20 protein-coding genes are annotated in these 22,102 nt (G+C 69.1%); 17 read left to right on the top strand and 3 right to left on the bottom strand.

The window, feature by feature from the left end; genetic code table 11:
* Window positions 1–7: 7 nt before the first annotated feature.
* From alr to tsaD, 5 genes are read left to right on the top strand one after another with little or no spacing between them, the layout of a single operon-like run.
* Window positions 8–1,174 carry an alanine racemase gene (alr, locus tag KIH31_RS00290; protein ID WP_214425078.1) on the top strand — a complete coding sequence of 389 codons (1,167 nt, stop codon included), beginning with the start codon at window positions 8–10 and terminating at the stop codon, window positions 1,172–1,174.
* Window positions 1,171–1,770 carry a tRNA (adenosine(37)-N6)-threonylcarbamoyltransferase complex ATPase subunit type 1 TsaE gene (tsaE, locus tag KIH31_RS00285; RefSeq protein ID WP_214425077.1) on the top strand — a complete coding sequence of 200 codons (600 nt, stop codon included), beginning with the start codon at window positions 1,171–1,173 and terminating at the stop codon, window positions 1,768–1,770. Before alr ends, tsaE begins: the two co-directional genes overlap by 4 nt.
* 9 nt (window positions 1,771–1,779) lie before the next feature.
* Window positions 1,780–2,457, top strand: coding sequence for a tRNA (adenosine(37)-N6)-threonylcarbamoyltransferase complex dimerization subunit type 1 TsaB (gene tsaB, locus KIH31_RS00280; RefSeq protein WP_214425076.1), 678 nt, complete (start codon window positions 1,780–1,782; stop codon window positions 2,455–2,457).
* A gap of 17 nt (window positions 2,458–2,474) precedes the next feature.
* Window positions 2,475–2,912: a ribosomal protein S18-alanine N-acetyltransferase gene (rimI, locus tag KIH31_RS00275; RefSeq protein WP_214425617.1), complete on the top strand. Its 438-nt coding sequence runs from the start codon at window positions 2,475–2,477 to the stop codon at window positions 2,910–2,912.
* Window positions 2,909–3,997: a tRNA (adenosine(37)-N6)-threonylcarbamoyltransferase complex transferase subunit TsaD gene (tsaD, locus tag KIH31_RS00270; RefSeq protein ID WP_214425075.1), complete on the top strand. Its 1,089-nt coding sequence runs from the start codon at window positions 2,909–2,911 to the stop codon at window positions 3,995–3,997. Before rimI ends, tsaD begins: the two co-directional genes overlap by 4 nt.
* A gap of 20 nt (window positions 3,998–4,017) precedes the next feature.
* Here the strand turns inward: tsaD and KIH31_RS00265 are convergent, their stop codons facing one another.
* Entirely contained in the window at window positions 4,018–5,175 is a 1,158-nt protein-coding gene (locus KIH31_RS00265; RefSeq protein ID WP_214425074.1) for a glutamate--cysteine ligase, read from the bottom strand.
* 122 nt (window positions 5,176–5,297) lie between these two features.
* Here KIH31_RS00265 and KIH31_RS00260 point away from each other — a divergent pair, with 122 nt between their 5' ends.
* The gene (locus KIH31_RS00260) at window positions 5,298–6,119 is read left to right on the top strand and encodes a shikimate 5-dehydrogenase (protein WP_307857483.1); all 822 of its coding nucleotides are present in this window, start codon (window positions 5,298–5,300) and stop codon (window positions 6,117–6,119) included.
* A 25-nt stretch (window positions 6,120–6,144) separates the two neighbouring features.
* Here KIH31_RS00260 and KIH31_RS00255 read toward each other — a convergent pair whose 3' ends face one another.
* A complete protein-coding gene (locus KIH31_RS00255) occupies window positions 6,145–7,365 on the bottom strand; it encodes a class I SAM-dependent methyltransferase (protein ID WP_214425073.1) in 1,221 nt (406 codons plus the stop codon).
* 284 nt (window positions 7,366–7,649) lie between these two features.
* Between KIH31_RS00255 and KIH31_RS00250 the strand changes: the two genes are divergently transcribed.
* The 4 genes from KIH31_RS00250 to groL all read left to right on the top strand — a co-directional run bounded on the left by KIH31_RS00250 (window position 7,650) and on the right by groL (window position 12,027).
* Window positions 7,650–8,879 carry a M20 family metallopeptidase gene (locus tag KIH31_RS00250; RefSeq protein WP_307857482.1) on the top strand — a complete coding sequence of 410 codons (1,230 nt, stop codon included), beginning with the start codon at window positions 7,650–7,652 and terminating at the stop codon, window positions 8,877–8,879.
* 61 nt (window positions 8,880–8,940) lie between these two features.
* Window positions 8,941–9,873: an ABC transporter substrate-binding protein gene (locus tag KIH31_RS00245; RefSeq protein ID WP_250545323.1), complete on the top strand. Its 933-nt coding sequence runs from the start codon at window positions 8,941–8,943 to the stop codon at window positions 9,871–9,873.
* 193 nt (window positions 9,874–10,066) lie between these two features.
* On the top strand, window positions 10,067–10,363 hold the full coding sequence (gene groES, locus KIH31_RS00240) for a co-chaperone GroES (RefSeq protein WP_214425071.1): 297 nt from the start codon (window positions 10,067–10,069) through the stop codon (window positions 10,361–10,363).
* 65 nt (window positions 10,364–10,428) lie between these two features.
* On the top strand, window positions 10,429–12,027 hold the full coding sequence (gene groL / locus KIH31_RS00235; RefSeq protein ID WP_214425070.1) for a chaperonin GroEL: 1,599 nt from the start codon (window positions 10,429–10,431) through the stop codon (window positions 12,025–12,027).
* A gap of 97 nt (window positions 12,028–12,124) precedes the next feature.
* Here groL and KIH31_RS00230 read toward each other — a convergent pair whose 3' ends face one another.
* Entirely contained in the window at window positions 12,125–13,093 is a 969-nt protein-coding gene (locus KIH31_RS00230) for a DUF389 domain-containing protein (protein ID WP_214425069.1), read from the bottom strand.
* Between the two features lie 225 nt (window positions 13,094–13,318).
* Between KIH31_RS00230 and KIH31_RS00225 the strand changes: the two genes are divergently transcribed.
* From KIH31_RS00225 to KIH31_RS00195, 7 genes are all read left to right on the top strand, one after another.
* A complete protein-coding gene (locus KIH31_RS00225; protein WP_214425068.1) occupies window positions 13,319–15,409 on the top strand; it encodes an acyltransferase family protein in 2,091 nt (696 codons plus the stop codon).
* A 185-nt stretch (window positions 15,410–15,594) separates the two neighbouring features.
* The gene (gene guaB / locus KIH31_RS00220; protein ID WP_214425067.1) at window positions 15,595–17,112 is read left to right on the top strand and encodes an IMP dehydrogenase; all 1,518 of its coding nucleotides are present in this window, start codon (window positions 15,595–15,597) and stop codon (window positions 17,110–17,112) included.
* A gap of 90 nt (window positions 17,113–17,202) precedes the next feature.
* On the top strand, window positions 17,203–18,345 hold the full coding sequence (locus tag KIH31_RS00215; protein ID WP_214425066.1) for a GuaB3 family IMP dehydrogenase-related protein: 1,143 nt from the start codon (window positions 17,203–17,205) through the stop codon (window positions 18,343–18,345).
* Window positions 18,346–18,406: 61 nt separating this feature from the next.
* Entirely contained in the window at window positions 18,407–20,146 is a 1,740-nt protein-coding gene (locus KIH31_RS00210; RefSeq protein WP_214425065.1) for a glycerol-3-phosphate dehydrogenase/oxidase, read from the top strand.
* A 38-nt stretch (window positions 20,147–20,184) separates the two neighbouring features.
* Window positions 20,185–20,676: a PTS sugar transporter subunit IIA gene (locus KIH31_RS00205; protein ID WP_307857481.1), complete on the top strand. Its 492-nt coding sequence runs from the start codon at window positions 20,185–20,187 to the stop codon at window positions 20,674–20,676.
* A gap of 50 nt (window positions 20,677–20,726) precedes the next feature.
* Window positions 20,727–21,548, top strand: a complete 822-nt coding sequence (locus KIH31_RS00200; protein WP_214425064.1) for an SURF1 family protein — start codon at window positions 20,727–20,729, stop codon at window positions 21,546–21,548.
* Window positions 21,545–22,048 (top strand): DUF3817 domain-containing protein, encoded by a 504-nt coding sequence (locus KIH31_RS00195; protein ID WP_214425063.1) that lies wholly within the window; start codon window positions 21,545–21,547, stop codon window positions 22,046–22,048. The genes KIH31_RS00200 and KIH31_RS00195 overlap by 4 nt, the downstream gene beginning before the upstream one ends.
* The last annotated feature ends 54 nt before the right edge of the window (window positions 22,049–22,102 follow it).

Below are 22,102 nucleotides of genomic sequence, written 5' to 3'. Positions count from 1 at the left end.
TGGAGGGGTGAATTCCCCCGCTGTTACCGTTGCCGCCGAACGCCAGGCCGTCGTCGATCTTGAGGCGGTGCGCTTGAATGTCCGGCAACTGGCCCGCGTCGCGTACCCCGCGAAGGTGATGGCCGTCGTGAAGGCGGACGCGTACGGACACGGCGCGGTTCCGGTTGCCAGGGCGGCCCTGGAGGCGGGGGCATCGTGGGTGGGCGTGGCGCACATTTCCGAGGCGGTGGCTCTGCGCGCAGCAGGCATCGAGGCGCCGCTGCTGGCTTGGCTGCACACCCCCGGGAGCGACTTCGAGGCAGCCGTCGCCGGCGGGATCGACGTCGGCATCTCCGGCTGGGAGCTGGAGCCGCTGGCCGCAGCCGCCCGCGCCCAGGAGCGCCCGGCCCGGGTGCACCTGAAGATTGACACCGGGCTTGGCCGCAACGGCAGCACCGAGGCCGAGTGGGACAGGTTTGTCGGCGAGGCCGTCGAGCTGCAGGACCAGGGTCTGCTCCGCGTCGTCGGAGTGTTCTCGCACCTGGCCGTCGCGGACGAGCCGCACCGGCCGGAAACCGACCTGCAGCTGGAGCGGTTCCGCACCGCCGTCGCCGTGGCTGAGGACGCAGGGATCGACCTCGAAGTCCGGCACATGGCCAACACTCCGGCCATCCTGGCGAGGCCGGATGCGCACTTCGACCTGGTCCGGGCGGGCCTGGGCATCTACGGCCTCTCGCCTTTCCCGGACCAGACTCCCGCCGAGCTCGGACTGCGGCCGGCGATGACCCTGCGCACCGTACTCGCCAACTGCAAGCAGGTCCCGGCGGACCAGGGGGTCTCCTACGGTCTGCATTACCGCACCTCGCGCCCCACCAGGCTGGGTCTGGTCCCGCTGGGCTACGCCGACGGCATCCCGCGCATCGCCACCGGTGGACCCGTCCGGATCAGCGGCACCACCTACCCGGTGGTCGGAAGGATCGCGATGGACCAGATGGTCGTCGACCTCGGACCGGCCGACGGCGACGACGGCCTGGCCCCCGGCACGGAAGCGGTGCTCTTCGGCCCCGGCGACGACGGCGAGCCGTCCGTGGACGAATGGGCCGCCGCGGCCGGGACCATCAACTACGAGATCGTCACGCGGATCAGTCCCCGCGTGACGCGCGTCTACACGGACTCGGCCGGGGCCAGGGCATGAGCGCCGGACCCGCGTGGGAATGCGAGTTCGAGACCGCCGACACCGCCGCCACGCAGGCCCTCGCGGAACGGCTCGGCCGGCAGCTGCGGGCCGGTGACCTGCTGGTCCTCACCGGCGAGCTCGGCGCCGGCAAGACCACGTTCACCCAGGGCCTCGGGGCCGGCATGGGCGTCCGCCCCGGCATCATTTCGCCCACGTTCGTGCTGGTGCGCATCCACCCGAACCTCGGGGACGGCCCGGACCTGGTGCATGTGGACGCCTACCGGCTCGGTTCGGCCGCCGAAATCGACGACGTCGACCTGGAAAACACGATGGACACGTCCGTGACAGTCGTCGAATGGGGCGCCGGACGGGTGGAGCACCTCTCCGACAGCCGCCTCGAGGTCGAACTGGTGCGGGCCACCGGCGCCGACGAGGCCGCGGGCGGCGCCCGCTCGGCCGGCGCCGGCTCCACCACAGCCGGGCCCGCTGGCGCCGGCCCGGGCCCGGACTTCGACGATGAGTTCGACGACGAGGTGGAGGACCGCCGGGTCATCCGGCTGCGCGCCTTCGGACCCCGCTGGGCCGCCCGCGAGGGCCGGCTGGACCTGCAATAGGCTTGAACAGTGCTGATCCTGACCATTGACACCTCCGCCATCGCCAGCGCCGCGTTGCTCTCCGCCGGCGACGACGCCGCCGAGGTCCTGGCGACCTTCGCCACCGAGGACACACGCAGCCACGCCGAGGTGCTCGCCCCCGGCATCCGCCGCATGCTCGACGACGCCGGCGTCCCCGGTGCCCGGCTCGGCCTGGTGCTCACCGGCGTCGGCCCGGGTCCCTTCACCGGGCTGCGGTCCGGCATCGCCACCGCCCGCACGCTGGCCTTCGCCTGGGACAAACCGCTGGCAGGGGTGATGAGCCTGGACGCGGTCGCCTGGGACGTGGTTGCCGCCGGCGCCGCGGTATCCGACTTCGTCGTTGCCACGGATGCGCGGCGCAAGGAGCTCTATTGGGCGCAGTACGCGGCCGACGGCACCCGGCAGTCCGGCCCGCACGTCACGGCGCCGTCCGAACTTCCGGCCCTGCCCGTCCACGGCGCCGGTGCCGGCCTGTACGCGCAGCAGCTGGAGGCGCAGGGCAGCAGCGTCCCCGAGGCCTTTGCCCGGACCCAGCCCACGGCGGCCTCCCTCGGGCTCTCCGCCGCCGCCGTGCTCCGCGGAGGCGGCAGGCTCGCGGACAGCTCCCCGCTGTACCTGCGCGAGTCCGACGCGCAGGTGCCAGGACCCCGGAAGCGCGCCCTGTGACGGCGGTGCTGCGGCGCATGCTGCTCACCGATGTGCCCGAGGTGCACCGGCTCGAAGAGTCACTGTTCCCAGTCGACGCGTGGCCCCTGCACATGTTCCTCGAGGAACTGGCCCAGGCCGACACGCGGTACTACCTGGTGGCGGAGGATGCCGGGCGCATCGTCGGGTACGCCGGGCTGATGTATGTCGAGCCGATAGCGGACGTGCAGACCATCGCCGTCGTGCCCGAGCGCGAGGGGCAGGGGATCGGCACGCAGCTGCTCACCGCGCTGATCACCGAGGCACGCAGCCGCCGGGCCGGGGACGTGATGCTCGAAGTCCGTGCGGACAACCCGCGGGCGCAGGCGCTGTACCGCCGGTTCGGTTTCGAGCAGATCCACATCCGGCCGCGCTACTACCGCGACGGGGCCGACGCCCTGATCATGAACCTCGACCTTTCGAAAGACCACCGATGAACCTGCCGTCCGCCGCCCCGCTGGTGCTGGGCATTGAATCCTCCTGCGACGAAACCGGAGTGGGCATCGTCCGGGGAACCGAGCTGCTCACGAACACCGTCTCCTCGTCCATGGAGGAGCACGTACGCTTCGGCGGCGTGATCCCGGAGATCGCCTCCCGGGCACACCTGGACGCCGTTGTCCCCGCACTGCGCCGGGCCCTGGACGAGGCCGGCGTCAGTCTCGAGGACCTCGACGCGATCGCGGTGACCAGCGGACCGGGGCTCGCCGGGGCGCTGATGGTCGGGGTGTGCGCTGCGAAGGCGCTCGCCGTCGCCACCGGCAAGCCCCTCTACGCGATCAACCACCTCGTCGCGCACGTCGGCGTCGGCCTGCTCGACGGCGGCCCGCTCGACGGACGGGACCTGCCGGAGAACCTCGGGGCGCTGCTGGTCTCCGGCGGCCACACCGAAATCCTGCGCGTCAAGCACATCACCGACGACGTCGAGCTGCTCGGAGCGACCATCGACGACGCCGCGGGGGAGGCCTACGACAAGGTCGCGCGCATTCTCGGCCTGAGCTATCCCGGCGGACCCGCCATCGACCGGCTCGCCGCGGAAGGGGACCCGAAGGCCATCAGGTTCCCGCGCGGGCTCACGCAGCCCAAGTACATGGGCACCCCCGAGCAGCCGGGCCCGCACCGTTTCGACTTCTCCTTCTCGGGCCTGAAGACCGCCGTCGCCCGCTGCGTCGAGCAGTACGAGGCGCGGGGGGAAGCGGTGCCGGTGGCGGACGTAGCGGCGTCCTTCCAGGAGGCAGTGGTGGACGTGATCACCGCGAAGGCCGTGCTCGCCTGCCGCGAACACGGGATCACCAGCCTGCTGCTCGGCGGCGGGGTCGCGGCGAACTCGCGGCTGCGCGCGCTCGCCGCGGAACGCACGGCCGCGGCCGGCATCGAGCTGATCGTGCCCAAACCGTCGCTGTGCACGGACAACGGCGCGATGGTTGCCGCGCTGGCCGCGCAGGTGGTGATGGCCGGAGGCCGGCCCGCGGGGCTCGGTTTCGCGCCGGATACCTCGCAGCCGGTGACGAGCGTCAGCCTGTAACTACGCCCCGGAGGCCGGAGCTACACCCGGGCGGCCGGGCCGTGGCGCAGTTCGTCCACCAGGCTGGCCACCACTGCGTGCAGGCTGCCCTCGTTGGCGTCCGCTACCGCCCGCTGGCGCTGGTAGCCCGCGCCGCGGCGGATGATCTTCTCGACGTCGGCCAGCTCATCCGGGCAGCCCAGACGCTTGGCGACCGGCTCCAGCTTGTTGAGCAGCTCCAGGATGTTGTCGGTGACAAGTTCCTCCCTGCCCGCGGCGTCGAGGATCACGATGGCGTCCAGTCCGTACCGGGCGGCCCGCCACTTGTTCTCCTGCACATGCCACGGCGGCATGGTGGGGATGCTGCCGCCGTCGTCGAGGGTGTCCGAGAAATCCGTTACCAGGCACTGGGTGAGGGCGGCGACGGCGCCGACTTCCTCGAGCGTGGAGAGCCCGTCGCAGATCCGCATCTCGATGGTGCCCAGCAGCGGCACCGGCCGCACGTCCCAGCGGATCTCGCTGATCGAATCGATCACTCCGGTCTTGAACATGTCGTCCACGTAGCCCTCGAAGCCGGACCAGTCCGGGAACTGGAAGGGCAGGCCCGCCGTCGGCAGCTGCTGGAACATCAGGGCGCGCTGGGAAGCGTAACCGGTGTCTTCGCCGTTCCAGAACGGGCTCGACGCCGAGAGCGCCTGGAAGTGCGGAAAGTAGTTCACCAGCCCGTCCAGGACAGGCATCGCCTTGCCCACATGGTTGAGCCCGACATGCACGTGCACGCCGTAGATCACCATCTGCCGCCCCCACCACTGGGTGCGGTCAATCAGCTTGGCGTAGCGTTCCTTGTCCGTCACCGGCTGGAGGCGGGACTGGCTGAAAGGGTGCGTGCCGGCGCAGAGCAGCTCGACGTCCATCAGGTCGGTCACGTCGCGGACGGTGTCCAGGGTGCGGGACAGGTCCTGCTTGGCTTCTTCCACCGTCCTGCAGACGCCGGTGACGAGCTCGATCGTGTTCAGCAGCAATTCCTGCTTCACATGCGGGTGGTCCTCATCCGCCTGCAGCTCCGGATGGGTCGCCTTCAACGCGGCCAGGACCTTGTCCGCCAGCGGAACCAGCTCGCCGCTGCGGGCATCGACCAGCGCCAGTTCCCACTCGACGCCCAGGGTGGACTGCGGGGATGAGGCGAAATCGATCTTCATGCGGGCTCCTGACGGGCTGCGGACGGGCCTTCAATAGTCGGCGTGGTCACCGTTGGGGCGTTGCCCCCATTCTAGGTCAGGGGACTCTGCCGGCCGCGCGGCGGATCGGGGATACTGGGAGCGTGCCCATTCTGAACAAAGACATGACCCTGTGCATCTCGCTCGCCGCCCGGCCGAGCAACATCGGGACGCGCTTCCACAACTACCTCTACGACCAGCTCGGCCTGAACTACATCTACAAGGCGTTCACCACCACCGACCTGCCCGCGGCCATCGGAGGAGTGCGCGCCCTGGGCATCCGCGGCTGCGCCATCTCGATGCCGTTCAAGGAAGCCGTCATCCCGCTCGTTGACGCGATGGACCCGTCCGCGAAGGCAATCGACTCGGTCAACACCATCGTCAACGACGACGGCGTCCTGACCGCCTACAACACCGACTACCTGGCGATCGCCCGGCTGCTGCGGGACCACGAGGTACCGACGTCGTTCAACGTCCTGGTGCGCGGCAGCGGCGGGATGGCCAAGGCGGTGGTGGCTGCGCTGCGCGACGGCGGCTTCAAGGACGTCACGGTGGTGGCCCGGAACGAGCAGACCGGCCGCAAGCTCGCCGAGCAGTACGGCTTCCGCTGGCAGGACGAGGTGGGGGACTCCACCGCCGAGCTGATCATCAATGTGACCCCGATCGGCATGGCCGGCGGGGACCAGCAGCACGAGCTGTCCTTCCCGCGCCCGGCCGTGCAGGCCGCGGAGGTGGTGTTCGACGTCGTCGCCATGCCCTCGGAGACGCCGCTGATCCAGGCCGCCCGGGCGGAGGGCAAATCCGTGATCACCGGCGCCGAGGTGATCGCGATCCAGGCCGAGGAGCAGTTCGTGCTCTACACCGGCATCCGCCCCAGCCCGGAGCAGGTCAAGGCGGCCGGGGAGTTCTCCCGCCAGGCTGCCTGAGCGCTCCCGGGTCCGGCGCGGGCCGTCAGCGCAGGGGCTTGACCACCAGCGCCACCCTCTCCTCCCCGATCCGGGTCAGGACCAGGGTGGCCTGGTTGGGGCCCTTGCCAGAACCGGTCAGCAGCTGCCGCCGAAGCTCTTCGGGGGTGACCGCGGTGCCGCGCTTCTTGATTTCGAGGGTGCCGATCCTGTTCGAGCGCACCCAGGCCTTGAGCCGCTTGACGTTGTAGGGGTGCACCTCGAGGATCTTGTAGGCCTTCGCGAACGGCGTCTCGTGCAGCTCGGGGGCGCAGATGTAGGCGATGTGCGGGTCCAGCAGGTGCCCGCCCAGCTGGTGTGCGACGTCGGCCACGAGACCGGCCCGGATCACCGCGCCGTCGGGCTCGTATAGATAGCCCTCGGCCGGCCCGGTCTCCACGTCCTGCCCCACCGCGTCAAAGCCGGCGGCGCTGGTCAGTTCGGCGGCGCCCTTGGGCCCGATCACCAGGGCGGACCGGCGGACGGCGGGCCGGGCGAGCGCGTTGAACCACAGGGCCGCTTCGACCACATCCCCGTCGACCGACACCCACTGGACCTCGCAGCCGGCAGGAACGGACTCGTGCGGCAGCCCTGGGCCGAGCTTCACCCCGACGGGCATGCCGGTGTCCGCGAGCTGTTCGACGAAGGAGAGCGGGGGCGAGAACGCTTCCGGGTCCCAGATCCGCTGCGTGCCCGAGGTGGTGGTGTTCCGGCGGGCCGGATCCAGCCAGACGCCGTCGACGCCGGAGAGGTCCACCTCGGTCGCGTCGGCGTGCACCACGGTCGCGTTCGGGAACGGCATCAGATTCATGGTGGCCACCGCGGCAGTGGTTTCATCCTGCTCGACGGCGGTCACCTGCAGGTCCAGGATGGCCAGCGCGATGGCGTCCGCCCCGATCCCGCAGCCCAGGTCCGCCACATGCTTCACTCCCGCGGCGGCGAAGCGGTTCGCGTGGTGGGCCGCGACGTTGAGCCGGGTGGCCTGTTCGAGGCCCGCCTGGGTGAAGAGCAGCTGCCGGGCGAACTCGCCGAACTTCGCTTCCGCCCTGGTGCGCAGCCGGGACTGGGTGAGGACCGCCGAGACGACTTCGGGGGAGTGCCCGCGCTTGCGCAGCTCGGAATTGAGCTTGAAGGCTTCGGACTCGTCATACGGGCCCAGCGTCGACAGCAGCTCCCAGCCCTCCGAAGTCAGCAGCGGGGCAATCGGGTCCTGGTGAACGTCGGCCATGCTCCCCACGTTACCGGGCACCCGCTCACGCGCCGAACGCCCGCTGGAAACCCTGGCGAACGGCCGCTAACGGCGGGCTCCGGGCGCTGGAGGCCGCCGTTGCTGGCCGTTCGCGCGGGATGAGGCGCGGGATGAAGCGCGGACAGCGACCGCGGCACGGACAATCCGCCGCGCCGCGTATTTGATTGCCCCGGGCAATTGGCGGTGTTAGCTTCGGTGGGAGCGGCCCGGGTTCGTGGAGCCGCCGTCTCCCGCCTCCCCTTGAAAGGGCTAAAGCCTTGGCAGTGTCCGACCTCCGTGAATTGACCCGTACCCAGGAACTCGCCGCCGAACTGGCGCCGGAACTGTCGGAGCTGCGGCGCGAGCTGCACAAGCATCCCGAACTGGGCAACGACCTGCCGCTCACCCAGCGCCGGGTGCTGCAGGCGCTGGAGGGGCTGGACCTCGAAATCAGCACGGGACGGAGCCTGTCCTCGGTTACGGCCGTCCTGCGGGGCGGCGCTCCGGCCGCCGGCGCCGAGCGGCCGGTGGTGCTGCTGCGCGGGGACATGGACGCGCTGCCGGTTGCCGAAGACAACGACCTCGACTACAAGTCCGCGCACGAAGGCCTGATGCACGCCTGCGGCCACGACCTGCATGTGGCGGGCCTGGTCGGAGCGGCGCGGATCCTGCACGCGCTCAAGGACGAGCTGGCGGGCGACGTGATCTTCATGTTCCAGCCCGGCGAGGAAGGCCCCGGCGGAGCGGCCCCGATGATCGAAGAAGGACTGCTGGAAGCAGCCGGCCGGCGCCCGGACGCGGCCTTCGGACTCCACGTCTTTTCCGAAGGCAGGCCGCGCGGCGTCTGGTTCGGCCGCCCCGGCTCGCAGATGGCATCCGCGGACGAGCTGCATGTGCGCTTCCTCGGCGCCGGCGGCCACGGATCCCAGCCGCACCTGGCCAAGGACCCGGTCCCGGCGCTGTGTGAGGCGGTGACCGCGCTGCAGACCATGGTCACGCGCCAGTTCGATGTCTTCGACCCGGTCGTGCTCACGGTAGGAAAGATCGCCGCCGGGACCCGCGACAACATCATTCCCTCCGAAGCGTTGTTCGAGGCGACGGTGCGCAGTTTCAGCAAGGAGGCGCGCGCGAAGATCCGGGAGGCGAGCATCCGTGTCGTCGAAGGAGTCGCCGCCACGCACGGACTGGACGCCGTCGTCGACTACCACGACCTCTACCCGGTGACCAGCAACGAGGCCTCGGCCTTTGCCCTGGCGCGCCAGACCATCGAGGACCTCTTCGGCGAGGACCGCTTCCGTGAAATGGAGAACCCGGAGCCCGGGTCGGAGGACTTCTCCTTCGTCGCCAACGAAGTCCCGGCCGCCTATCTGTTCCTGAGTGCGTGCGCGCAGGAGGACCCCTCGGCCGCAGCGTCAAACCACTCAGCGCATGCGCTCTTCGACGACTCCGTGCTGCCCGACGCCGCGTCCTGGCTCGCGGAGGTCGCCATCCGCCGCCTCAGCCAGGGCATCTGAACCGACGAAACTGCCGGACAAACACCTCCGCAATCCACTACCGAAAATGAGGTCCCGCCCCATGGCTACTTACCCCTTGCGTCTTTCAAAGGTCGCGGCGCTGGCCGTCGCCGGCATGCTGGCCATCTCCGGCTGCACCAATGCCTCGCAGAACTCCGTGCCCGGGCAGAGCGCCGGCGGCGCCAGCTTCGACCCGTCGACGACGGCGAAGGACGACGCGCTCGCCGGCCAGGTTCCGGCGGCGATCAAGTCGAAGGGCACCCTGGTGATCGGCTCCGACACCACCTACGCTCCGGCCGAGTCGCTGGGCGGCGCGGACGGCCAGACCCCGGTGGGCTACGACGTCGACCTGGCGAAGGCGATCGGCGCCACGCTCGGGCTCAAGGTGGAGGTGAAGACGGCAGAGTTCGCAAGCATCCTGCCCTCGCTCGGGCCCAAGTACGATCTGGGCATCTCCTCGTTCTACATCACCAAGGAGCGGATGAAGGCCGTCGATTTCGTGAGCTACTTCGAGGCCGGGACGCAGTGGGCGGTGCAGAAGGGCAACCCGAAGCACGTCAGCCTGGACGATCTGTGTGGCAAGACCGTCGGCGTGCAGACCGGCACCTTCCAGGAGAACCCGGACATCTCGGGCCGCAACGCGAAGTGCAAGTCCGCCGGCAAGCCCGCCATCAACGTCATCTCCCTGCAGAACCAGACGGATGTGACCACCCGGCTGGTCACGGGAGGCGTTGACGCAATGGCCGCCGGCTCGGTCCTGGTGGCGTATTCCATCCAGCAGACCCAGGGCAAGCTTGAAACGCTCGGGGACGTCTATGGAGCATCCCCCGTGGGCATCGCCGTCGCCAAGAGCGACCCGCAGCTGGCGGACCTGGTGGCAAAGGCGGTCAACAAGCTGATCGAGAACGGCACCTACAAGAAGATCTTGGACGCGTACGGCAACGGCGCGGGTGCGGTGAAGTCAGCGGAGGTCAACCCCGCGGTCAACAAGTAGCGGAGGGCCCGGCGGCGGCGTGCCGATCTGGCACTCGCCTTGACCGAGTGCTAACCAGAACATAAAGTCAGTGTTGGCACTCTCCCTAGGAGGGTGCTAAAAACCCGAAGGGTTTGCTGCCGGCACCGCGACGACGGCTGGCTCCCTCGGCCCCTCAGTCCATTGCAGTTACTCATGTAAAGGAGAGAACCGAGTGTCGGTCTCTATTAAGCCTCTTGAGGATCGTATCGTTGTTCGCACGCTCGAAGCCGAGCAGACCACCGCTTCCGGCCTGGTCATCCCGGACACCGCCAAGGAAAAGCCCCAGGAGGGCGAAGTTGTCGCGGTAGGCCCCGGCCGCGTTGACGACAACGGCAACCGCGTCCCGATCGATGTCGCCGTCGGCGACGTCGTCCTCTACTCCAAGTACGGCGGAACCGAGGTCAAGACCGGCGGCCAGGAGCTGCTGGTCCTTTCCGCCCGCGACGTGCTGGCGATCGTCGTAAAGTAACGCTTGTTCGATGACCCCGGCCGGGAACCCCTGGCTGGGGTCATCGTCTTTGGAAGGAAGAAAACATGGCAAAGCAGTTGGTATTCAACGACGACGCCCGGCGTGCCCTGGAGGCCGGCGTCGACAAGCTGGCCAACACCGTCAAGGTGACCCTGGGCCCGCGCGGCCGCAACGTGGTGCTCGACAAGAAGTGGGGCGCCCCGACCATCACCAACGACGGCGTCACCATCGCCCGCGAGGTGGAGCTCGAGGACCCGTACGAGAACCTTGGCGCCCAGCTGGCCAAGGAAGTCGCCACCAAGACGAACGATGTCGCCGGTGACGGCACCACGACCGCCACGGTCCTGGCCCAGGCCCTGGTCAAGGAAGGCCTGCGCAACGTCGCCGCCGGCGCTGCCCCCGGAGCCGTCAAGCGCGGCATCGAGGTTGCCGTCGAGGCCGTCGCCGGACGCCTGCTCGAAAACGCCCGCCCGGTCGAGGGCCGCCAGGTCGCCGACGTCGCCACCATCTCCGCCCAGGACCGGGTCATCGGTGAACTGCTCGCCGAGGCCTTTGAGAAGGTCGGCAAGGACGGCGTTATCACGGTCGAGGAATCCTCCACCACCCAGACCGAGCTGGTCCTCACCGAGGGAATGCAGTTCGACAAGGGCTACCTCTCCCCGTACTTCGTCACCGACGCCGAGCGCCAGGAAGCCGTCCTCGAGGACGCGCTGATCCTGATCAACTCCGGCAAGATCTCCTCGGTGCAGGAATTCCTGCCGCTGCTGGAAAAGGTACTGCAGGCCGGCAAGCCCCTGTTCATCATCGCCGAGGACGTCGACGGCGAGGCCCTGTCCACGCTGATCGTCAACCGTCTGCGCGGCACCCTGAACGTCGTCGCCGTCAAGGCGCCCGGCTTCGGTGACCGCCGAAAGGCCATGCTCCAGGACATCGCGACCCTCACCGGCGCGCAGGTTGTCTCCCCGGACCTGGGCCTGTCGCTGGACACTGTCGGCCTCGACGTGCTGGGGACCGCCCGGCGCATCACCGTCACCAAGGACAACACCACCATCGTCGACGGCGCAGGCTCGGCCGAGGACGTGGCGGCCCGCGTGGCGCAGATCCGTGCCGAAGTCACCCGCACCGACTCGGATTGGGACCGCGAGAAGCTGCAGGAGCGGCTGGCCAAGCTGGCCGGCGGCATCGGCGTGATCAAGGTCGGCGCAGCCACCGAGGTGGAGCTGAAGGAAAAGAAGCACCGCATCGAGGATGCGGTGTCCTCCACCCGCGCCGCCCTCGAAGAGGGCATCGTGGCCGGCGGCGGCTCCGCCCTCGTGCACGCCTCCCGTGCCCTGGACGAGGTCGAGCTCGACGACGAGGCCGCGGTTGCCGTCGGCATCGTGCGCCGCGCCCTGGTCCAGCCGCTGCGCTGGATCGCCGAGAACGCCGGCTTCGAGGGCTACGTCGTCATCGACCGCGTGAACCAGCTCGACGCCGGCAAGGGCTTCAACGCCGCCACCGGCGAGTACGAGGACCTGATCGCCGCCGGCGTCATCGACCCGGTCAAGGTCACCCGGTCCGCGCTGCGCAACGCGGCGTCGATCGCGGCGCTCGTGCTCACCACCGAGACGCTGGTGACCGACAAGCCGGCCGACGAGGACGAGCACGCGGGCCACTCCCACTAAGGGTTCGGTTCAGCCCGGGCGGCAGCGCCCGGGCCGGTCATGACGCGGTTTCCCGCCTGCGACACGCTTCAGAGCGCGTCACAGGCGGGGAGCCGCGTCATTTCTGTTTCCGGGATGGACGGGTTGGACGGGTGCCTGCCCTCGTGGCCTTCGCGCGGGTGACGATCCGGTAGAACCAGAGCACCAGCACTGCCGCCAGGACGATGCCGACCAGGTTGACCACCAGCTGCACGGCGGAGCCCAGCGCCTTGTCCGGCTGGCCGAGGACCAGCGCGACTGCCACGAAGCCCGCCGCGGGCACGGTCGTGACGGAAATGAAAACCCCCACCAGCGCTGAGGACTTGCGCGCGATCAGGGAGAGCATGCCGGCCGCTCCGGCGAGCAGCGCCACGATCAGCGAGAACGGGCCGGGATGGTAAATGAAATCCGTCGCGGAGGCGCCCTGCTCCAGGAACCCGGTGTCGACCAGCCCAAGAGGCACCGAGGCGGCACAGCAGACCGCGGTGACCGCCATCGCCAGCGGGAAGCCCACGGCCAGGGCGAGAGCCGACTGGCGGGCCAAGGGCCACTTGCGGCCGGTGAGCGCCACCGCCAGCCCCGCCAGCGGTCCGAACTCCGGACCCACCACCATCGCCCCGACGATAGTGATCGTGGACTCGGTGACGATGCCGATCGCTGCGAGCTGGGTGGCGATCACCAGGAACGCGAGGTAGCTCCAGCTCAGCCTTGCATCCTCACCCGTGCTGGTCTTGACCTCATCCCAGATCACCGCGTCCGCGCCCTCGCCCGGTGCAGCCTCCTCCGCCTGTTCCGCGCGGTCCGAGAGCACAAGCTCAGGGGTGGAGACGGTGACCGACCCGTGCCGGGGGATCTCCAAGGCGTGCAGCTGTTCCATCAGCGCCTCGACGCTCTCGCGAGCCACGTGCACGAGCAGGACGTCGCCCTGCGGAACCACGGAGGCGCCGCGGTGGACGGCCACCCCGGCGACCCCGACCTGCTCCGCAACCACTGCCAGCAGGTCCTCCGTATACCCGGCGGCAACACTGACGCGCACCTCGACGATCATGCAGGTTCCCTTCTCCGGCCCTGACCGCTAATCTACCCGGCGGCCCGGCTGCCGCGGTGGTCGGGGCGCAGCCGCAGCGGGGCCCCTCACAGGAATGTCGGGTCACAGGAACATCGGGCAGAATGGATGGGTGGCGCGGACGGTCCAAGGACCGCCCGGCCCATGGTTGGTTTGGATCCCGCCACCCGGGTATGCCGGGAAGCGGCCAAGGATGGGCGAGGTTCGATGGCAGTAGGGCAGGCTCTGCGCCCGCACCCGGACGAGACGCCCGTCCCCGAAGGCCGGAAGAAGCCCCGGCCGAAACCGCCGCCCGGATTCCTCCCCGAAGTGCAGGGCCTGCGCTCGCTGGCCGTGCTCATGGTTGTCGTCTACCACGTGTGGCTGGGACGGGTGTCCGGAGGAGTGGACATCTTCCTGCTGATCTCCGCGTTCCTGATGACGTCCCAGTTCGTCCGCCGCTACGACCGTGACGAACCGATGGCGCTGGCCAAACACTGGCTGCACCTGTTCAAGCGGCTGCTGCCCATCAGCGTCGTCGTCATCCTCGCAGTGCTCGGCGCCAGTTGGCTCATCGTTCCGCCCACGCGCTGGGATGCGATCCTGGGCGAGGCCTGGGCCTCTTTGCTCTATTTTGAAAACTGGGCGCTCGGGGCCAACGCCGTCAACTACTACGCCGCCGATGACAGCCTTTCGAGCCCGTTCCAGCATTTCTGGTCGCTCTCGATCCAGGGCCAGGTGTTCATCCTGTGGCCGCTGATCTTCGCCGGGGCCGCGCTGCTGGCCCGCCGCACTGCCTGGGGAGCCCGGCTCACCTACCGGTGGCTGCTCGCCGGGATCTTCGCCGTCATCTTCGCGGTGTCGCTCATCTTCTCGGTCAGCGAGACCAACAGCAACCAGGCGTTCGCGTACTTCGACACCCGCGCCCGTCTCTGGGAGTTCGCCCTCGGCTCGCTGCTCGCGCTCGCGCTGCCCCACCTCAAGCTGCCGCGGGGGCTGCGCATCTTCCTCGGCTGGTTCGGCGTCGTTGCCATGGTCAGCTGCGGCATCATCCTGCAGGTGCAGCAGCAGTTCCCGGGGTATGTCGCGCTCTGGCCCACCCTCGCCGCGGCGTGCATCATCGTGGCGGGCCAGACCGCCAGCCCGGCGGGGGCCGACCGGCTGCTGAGCTCCCGGCCGCTTGTCTACCTGGGCAACAACTCGTACGGGCTGTACCTGTGGCACTGGCCGCTGCTGATCCTCGTCCTGATCTGGTCCGACCGGGACCGCGCCGGACTGCTGGACGGGCTGGCCATCATCGTCACGGCGATCATCCTGGCGATCCTGGCCACCAGGTTCGTGGAAACGCCGGTGCGCAAGTGGAAGTGGGCTGAAACGAGCCGGCTCCGGGCCGCCGCAGTGATCGCTGTCTGCGTGAGCCTGGTCGCAGCGCCGGTCGCGCTCTGGCAGTCGCAGCTCGCAGACAAGGCCTCCCGGGCGCAGGCCCAGGCCGTGAACGACAACCCCGGCGCACTGAGCCTGCTGCCCGGGTACGTGAACAGGATCTCCGCGGACGCCGTCACGATTCCTGCGGCGGCGACCGTGGCGGAAGACTTTCCCCGGCTCCCGGGCCAGTGCACGGACGACCTTGAGCCCGACTCCGAGGTGGTCAAGGCGGCCTGCTCCGTGCAGCCGGCCGCCGGGACGCCCAAGAAGACAGTTGTCGTCGTCGGCAACTCGCACGCGCGCCAACTCTCCACCGCCGTTCTTGCCATGGGCAAGCAGCAGAACTGGACGGTCGTGAACGTCACGTCGATGGGCTGCGTCTTCGCCCCGGACGACGCCGGACAGTCCACCGACTGCGGCCGGTTCTACCAGGACGCGAACAGCTACATCGCCAAGATCAAACCGGCCGCGGTCTTCACCATCGTCACCAAAACCGAGAAGGCATCCCCGGCGGAGGTCACCATCCCGGGGATGGAGCAGACCGTCGGGGCATGGACCAAGGCAGGCATCGACGTCGTCGGCGTCCGGGACAATCCGAGGTTCCCCCAGAACATGCCCGAATGCGCCGCCGCCCACCCCAAGGACCCGGGCGCCTGCACCCAGCCCATCGACTCGGTGCTGCCGTCGGCGTCCCCGATGGACGGGTTCCTCTCCGGAAACAAGAAGTTCTTCGCCGTGGACCTGACGGATCTGCTCTGCCCGGGCGCCATCTGCCCGGCCGTGATCGGGAACGTCTTCGTCTACTTCGACGACAACCACGTCAGCCAGGCGTACTGGAAGACGATGGCGGGGGAGTTCGGCCGCCGGGTGTTCGCGCTGACCGGCTGGCACTGACCCCGTGCCTGGCCCGCTACCTCGCACCGTCCCCGGGGCCGGTCCGGGGGCCTGCAATGTGATGCACGTCCCGGAATAGGGCGGCAACGCGTTTCGTTTTAGGATGTAACCACCCCCTCGAGCGCCGGACGGCGTACCGCCTGCCCTCCCGCTGAAGCCCCAGAGATCCTGAAAGAGGCGCGCCAGTGACACAGCTGCCCGCAGAACACGATCCGTTTGCCTTTGTCGGCCTGACCTACGACGACGTGCTGCTCTTGCCGGGCCACACCGATGTCATCCCGTCCGAAGCGGACACGAGCTCCCGGATCTCGAAGCGGATCACTGTGCAGACCCCGCTGCTCTCTGCCGCGATGGACACCGTGACCGAGGCGCGCATGGCGATCGCGATGGCCCGCCAGGGCGGCCTCGGAGTGGTGCACCGCAACCTCTCGATCGACGACCAGGCCGAGCAGGTGGACCGCGTCAAGCGCAGCGAGTCCGGGATGATCACGAACCCGCTCACCATCGGCCCGGACGCCACCCTGGCCGAGCTCGACGTCATCTGCGGCCACTACCGCGTCTCCGGCCTGCCCGTCGTCGACGGCGAGGGACGCCTGATGGGCATCGTCACCAACCGCGACACGCGCTTCGTACCGGAGTCGGAGTTCCCCACCAAGCTGGTGCGCGACGTCATGACCCGGATGCCCCTGGTCACCGGCCGCGTCGGGATCAGCCGCGAGGAAGCCAGCGACCTGCTGGGCCGGAACCGGATCGAGAAGCTGCCCCTCGTGGACGAGGACGGGTTCCTGCGCGGCCTGATCACCGTCAAGGACTTCACCAAGGCCGAGCAGTACCCGCTGGCCACCAAGGACGAGGAGGGCCGGCTGCGGGTCGGCGCCGCAATCGGGTTCTTCGGCGACGGCTGGGAGCGCGCGATGAAGCTCGTGGACGCCGGAGTCGACGCACTGTTCGTGGACACGGCCAACGGGCACAGCGCCGGCGTGCTGGAAATGATCAAGCGCCTGAAGAAGGAAGCCGCCGCCGCGCATGTGGACATCATCGGCGGCCAGGCCGCGACCCGCGAGGGAGCGCAGGCCCTGATCGACGCCGGAGCCGACGGCATCAAGGTCGGGGTCGGCCCCGGCTCCATCTGCACCACCCGCGTCGTCGCCGGCGTCGGCGTGCCGCAGATCACCGCGATCTACGAATCCGCCAAGGCTGCCATCCCGGCCGGCGTCCCGGTGATCGCCGACGGCGGCCTCCAGTACTCGGGCGACATCGGCAAGGCGCTCGTCGCCGGTGCCGACACCGTGATGCTCGGGTCCCTGCTGGCCGGCTCGGAGGAAGCGCCCGGCGAGCTGATCTTCGTCAACGGCAAGCAGTTCAAGACGTACCGCGGCATGGGTTCGCTCGGGGCGATGCAGTCCCGCGGCCAGAACACCTCCTATTCCAAGGACCGCTACTTCCAGGCCGACGTGCCCAGCGACGACAAGCTGGTGCCCGAAGGCATCGAGGGCCGGGTGGCCTACCGCGGGCCGCTGTCCTCGGTGGCCTATCAGCTGGTCGGCGGCCTGCGCCAGACCATGTTCTACACCGGCGCTCGCAGCGTCGCCGAGCTCAAGGCCAAAGGCAAGTTCGTCCGCATCACCCCTGCAGGTCTGAAGGAGTCGCACCCGCACGACATCCAGATGACCGTCGAGGCGCCGAACTACGGCGCACGCTAAGCCTGCAGGCGGGTCCGGCCGGGCCTGCGCAGCGCCCCGGGTAGGTAATCGCCTCCCGGGGCGTTGTTGCATCTGGGATAACCTAGTGCGGTGAACGAGATTGAGATTGGCCGTGGCAAGCGTGGGCGTCGAGCCTACTCCCTGGACGACATTGCGGTGGTTCCCTCGCGGCGCACCCGCGATCCGCGGGACGTGTCCGTCTCCTGGCAGATCGACGCCTACCAGTTCGAAATCCCTGTCATCGCCGCTCCGATGGACTCGGTCATGTCCCCGGCCACGGCCATCACGCTCGGCAAGCTCGGCGGCCTTGGCGTGCTGGACCTCGAGGGTCTGTGGACCCGCTACGAGGACCCGGAGCCGGTGCTCGCGGAAATCGCCGCCCTGAACCAGGAGGGCACCAGCCCCGCCGTCACCCGGCGCCTCCAGGAGCTCTATGAAGCCCCCGTGCAGGCGGAGCTGATCACGTCCCGGCTGGCCGAAATCCGCGCCTCAGGCGTCACCGTCGCCGGAGCGCTCACGCCGCAGCGCACCCAGCAGTTCTACAAGACCGTTGTCGACGCCGGCGTGGACATCTTCGTGATTCGCGGCACCACGGTCTCGGCGGAGCACGTCTCCAAGACCGAGGAACCGCTGAACCTCAAGCAGTTCATCTACGAACTCGACGTGCCCGTGATCGTTGGCGGCGCGGCCGGTTACACCCCCGCCCTGCACCTGATGCGCACCGGTGCGGCGGGCGTGCTGGTCGGCTTCGGCGGCGGCGCCACCACGACCACGCGCCGCGCCCTGGGCATCCACTCGCCGATGGCCAGCGCCATTTCCGACGTCGCCACCGCGCGCCGGGACTACATGGACGAGTCCGGCGGCCGCTACGTGCACGTCATCGCCGACGGCGGCATGGGCACCAGCGGCGACATCATCAAGGCCATCGCCATGGGCGCCGACGCCGTCATGCTCGGCTCGGCGCTCGCCCGGGCCGAGGAGGCGCCCGGCCGCGGCTGGCACTGGGGGCCGGAAGCCCACCACCTCGAACTGCCGCGTGGTGACAGGGTCCGGCTGGACACTGTCGGCCCGCTCGAGGAGGTCCTCTTCGGCCCGTCCCAGCACACCAACGGCACCTCCAACCTGGTCGGAGCGCTCCGCCGGTCGATGGCCACCACCGGGTACTCGGACCTGAAGGAGTTCCAGCGGGTGGAAGTCGTGGTCTCGCCCTACGAGTCCCGAACTTCTCGCTGACCTACTGGACATCGCGACGTATCGTTAAGGGACATTTGTCCGGCGTTACGGGAGGTCAACGATGTCCACCGCAGGAACGACCAGCAAGGCCTTGAGCCCGGAGAGCAGGCAGACCGCTCTCGAAGCCCTGGCGGCCACGAGCCAGCCCGGGCAGGAACTGGACATTCTGATCGTTGGCGGCGGCGTCGTCGGCGCCGGATCCGCGCTCGACGCCGTCACCCGCGGGCTGCGCGTGGGGATCGTCGAGGCCCGCGACTGGGCTTCGGGCACCTCGTCGCGCTCGTCCAAGCTGATCCACGGCGGCCTGCGCTACCTCGAAATGCTCGACTTCGCGCTCGTCCAGGAGGCCCTGCACGAGCGCGGCCTGCTGATCCAGACGATTGCCCCGCATCTGGTCCGGCCGGTCCCGTTCCTGTACCCGCTCACGCACCGTTTCTGGGAACGCTTCTACGTCGGCGCCGGCATCCTGCTCTACGACGTGCTTGGCATCAGCTCCGGGCACAGCAGGGGAGTGCCCGCGCACAAGCACCTCTTCCGGCGCGGCACCCTCCGGGCGGCGCCCAGCCTCAAGGACGACGCGATGATCGGGGCGATCCGCTACTACGACGCGCAGGTGGACGACGCGCGGCTGGTCGTCGACGTCGTGCGCACGGCCGCCCACTACGGCGCACACGCCGCGAACCGGGTGCGGGTGGTGGACTTCCTGCGCGAAGGCGAGCGCGTCGTCGGCGCCCGGGTCCGGAACCTGGAAGACGGGTCCGAGTTCGACATCCGCGCCAAGCAGGTGGTCAACGCAACCGGCGTGTGGACGGATGAGACCCAGGCGATGGTCACGGACCGCGGGCAGCTGAAGGTCCGCGCCTCCAAGGGCATCCACCTGGTTGTGCCCCGCGACCGGTTCCAGTCCACCGTGGGCCTGATCCTGCGGACCGAGAAATCGGTCCTCTTCGTGATCCCCTGGGGCCGGCACTGGATTATCGGCACCACCGACACGGACTGGAAACTGGACAAGGCGCACCCGGCGGCGACCGCGAAGGACATCGACTACGTCCTTGACCACGTGAACAAGGTGCTCAAGCGCCCGCTCACCCGCGAGGACGTCGAAGGCGTCTACGCGGGGCTGCGTCCGCTGCTTGCCGGTGAGAACGACTCGACCGCCAAGCTTTCCCGGGAACACGTCGTCGCCCACCCGGTGCCCGGCTTGGTCGTCGTCGCCGGCGGCAAGTACACCACCTACCGGGTGATGGCGAAGGACGCCGTCGACGAGGCCGTGCGGACCATGGACGAACGGGTCGCCCCCAGCTGCACCGACACCATTCCGCTGCTCGGCGCCGACGGGTACAAGGCCGCCTGGAACCGGCGGCACCGCACGGCCGAGGAAGCGGGCGTGCACGTGGCACGGGTCGAACACCTGCTCGGCCGGTACGGCTCGCTGGCCGACGAGGTGCTGTCGCTGGTCCGCGAACAGCCTGAGCTGGCCGAGCCGCTGCCCGGGGCGGACGACTACCTCGGCGCCGAAGTGGTGTACGCCGTCACGCACGAAGGAGCACGGCACGTCGAGGACGTGCTCACCCGCCGGACCCGCATCTCGATCGAGGCGTGGGACCGGGGTGTGTCCGCGGCACCGGTGGTCGCTAAACTTATGGGAGACATTCTCGGCTGGAGCGACGAGCAGCGGGAAAACGAGGTTTCCCACTACCGGGGCAGGGTTGAGGCCGAACGCCTCAGCCAGGAACAGCCCGATGACGCCTCCGCCGACAGCGCACGGCTGGGAGTGGAGGACATCGTCCCGCTGCGCTGAGCCGCTCCGACCAGGACACCACTGCCGAAAGGACCTCCGTGACAGACCTCTCGCTCGCCCGGTACGACGCGGAGCTGACGACCCCGGAGATGGTCATCCTGGAGATGGAGGCCAAGGACAAGGAAGACGCTGCCGCGCAGCTCGCGGCCAAGCTCTACCAGGCCGGCAGGATCTCCAACCTGGAGGCGTTCACCGAGCTGGTGAACGCGCGCGAACACCAGATGGCGACAGGCCTGCCCGGCGGCGTCGGCATGCCCCACGCCCGCAGCGAGTACGTCAGCCAGACCAGCATCGCCGTCGGCGTGACGAAGTACGGCCACAGCCTGGATTTCGGGGCGGTGGACGGCCCGGCCACGCTCATTCTGCTGATCGCCACCCCGGCAAGCTCCTACTCGGAGCACCTCGAAGTACTGGCGACGCTCGCGCGTTCGCTGTTCAAGGAGAACTTCCGCGAGTCGCTGCGCCGGGCGCACGACCCGGAGGTCATCGCTGAGCTGATCAACTCCAGCCTGGTGTTCTTCGACCACTGACCGGGCTCCCGCATTGGGAGTTCTACAACAGTTAGAAGTACCGTTAACCCGTGCTCAAGACCGCCCTGAAACCGCGCTGGATCGCCGCCCTCGTGCTGGCCCTGGCGGTGTCCGGCGTCTTCGTGCTGCTCAGCCAGTGGCAGTTCTCGCGCTCGCAGCAGACAGCTCCGGCCGAGCCTGCCGCCGTCGAAACCGCCAAACCGCTGACCCAGGTCCTCACCCCAGGGGAGGGCTTCCGCGGCTCCGCGGCGGACCAGATTGTCACCGCGCGCGGCCACTTCGATGCCTCCCGGCAGGTGCTGGTCAAGGACAGGCTGCAGGCCGGCCGCACCGGCTACTGGGTGGTCACGGCGTTCATCGTAGACGGAGCGCCGGTGCTTCGGGGTGCCGCGGCAACCCCTGTGACGGCGATCCCGGTTGCCCGCGGCTGGGTGGAACAGCCCTCCAGCCCCGCAGCTCCCCAAGGCACCCTCACCCTGACTGGACGGCTGATTCCCTCGGAAGCGCCGGTCGCGGCCCAGGACCTGCCCGCCGGACAGGTCAGCGCCCTCTCCGTGGCGGAACTCACCAACGTCTGGAACCTGACGCTCTACCCGGGCTTCGTGACCTCCTTCAGCGAGAAAGCCGGAACGGGTGAGGTCGGCGCAGCGGCAGGAGGGCCGCTGCAACCCATCACTGTCTCAGCCCAGCCACAGGAAACCACTGTTAACTGGCTGAATATCTTCTATGCCGTCGAATGGGTCGTCTTCGCGGGCTTCGCCGTCTTCCTCTGGTGGCGCCTGGTGGCCGACGACTACCGGCGCAGCCTCGAAGAGGACGAGGAAGACGACGACGGCGCCTACGCCACCACCAACGAACGAGGTAACGCATGACCGAACGCACTCCGGCCGCCCCCGGTACCGCAGGCAAGAAGACTGGACAGAAGAAGCGCCGCTTCGGCGGCACCGAGGCCCAGATCCGCTCCGCGCTCGGTTTCTACAAGGTGATGGCGTACGCCACCGGCATCATGCTTCTGCTCCTGTGCGTGGAGATGGTGCTGCGCTACGGTGCCGGGCTGTCCCTGGTTGCGGGCGGCACGGACGCCGCCGGCAACGCCCACGGCTTTGGCTTCGTCGCCTCCGACCCGACCCTCGCGGTGACCGGCGGGATCAATCTCTCCCTCGCTGTGCTCATCGTGCATGGCTGGATGTACGTGGTCTACCTGGTCTCGGACTTCCGGCTGTGGTCCCTGATGCGGTGGCCGTTCACGAAATTCATCCTGATCGCGCTCGGCGGTGTGGTGCCCTTCCTTTCCTTCTTCGTGGAGAAGCGCTTCCACCGCGAGGTCGAGGCGGAGCTCGCCTCGCACCCGCAGGCCTCAAAGCGCTACTGACCGCTGGACGGCTGAGAGGTCCGGGCCGCCCGGGCGCAGGCGCGACGATGTGCG

The organism is Paenarthrobacter sp. DKR-5 (assembly GCF_018531425.1).
Lineage (GTDB): Bacteria > Actinomycetota > Actinomycetes > Actinomycetales > Micrococcaceae > DKR-5.
This window is presented reverse-complemented; position numbering and strand designations above follow the sequence as displayed.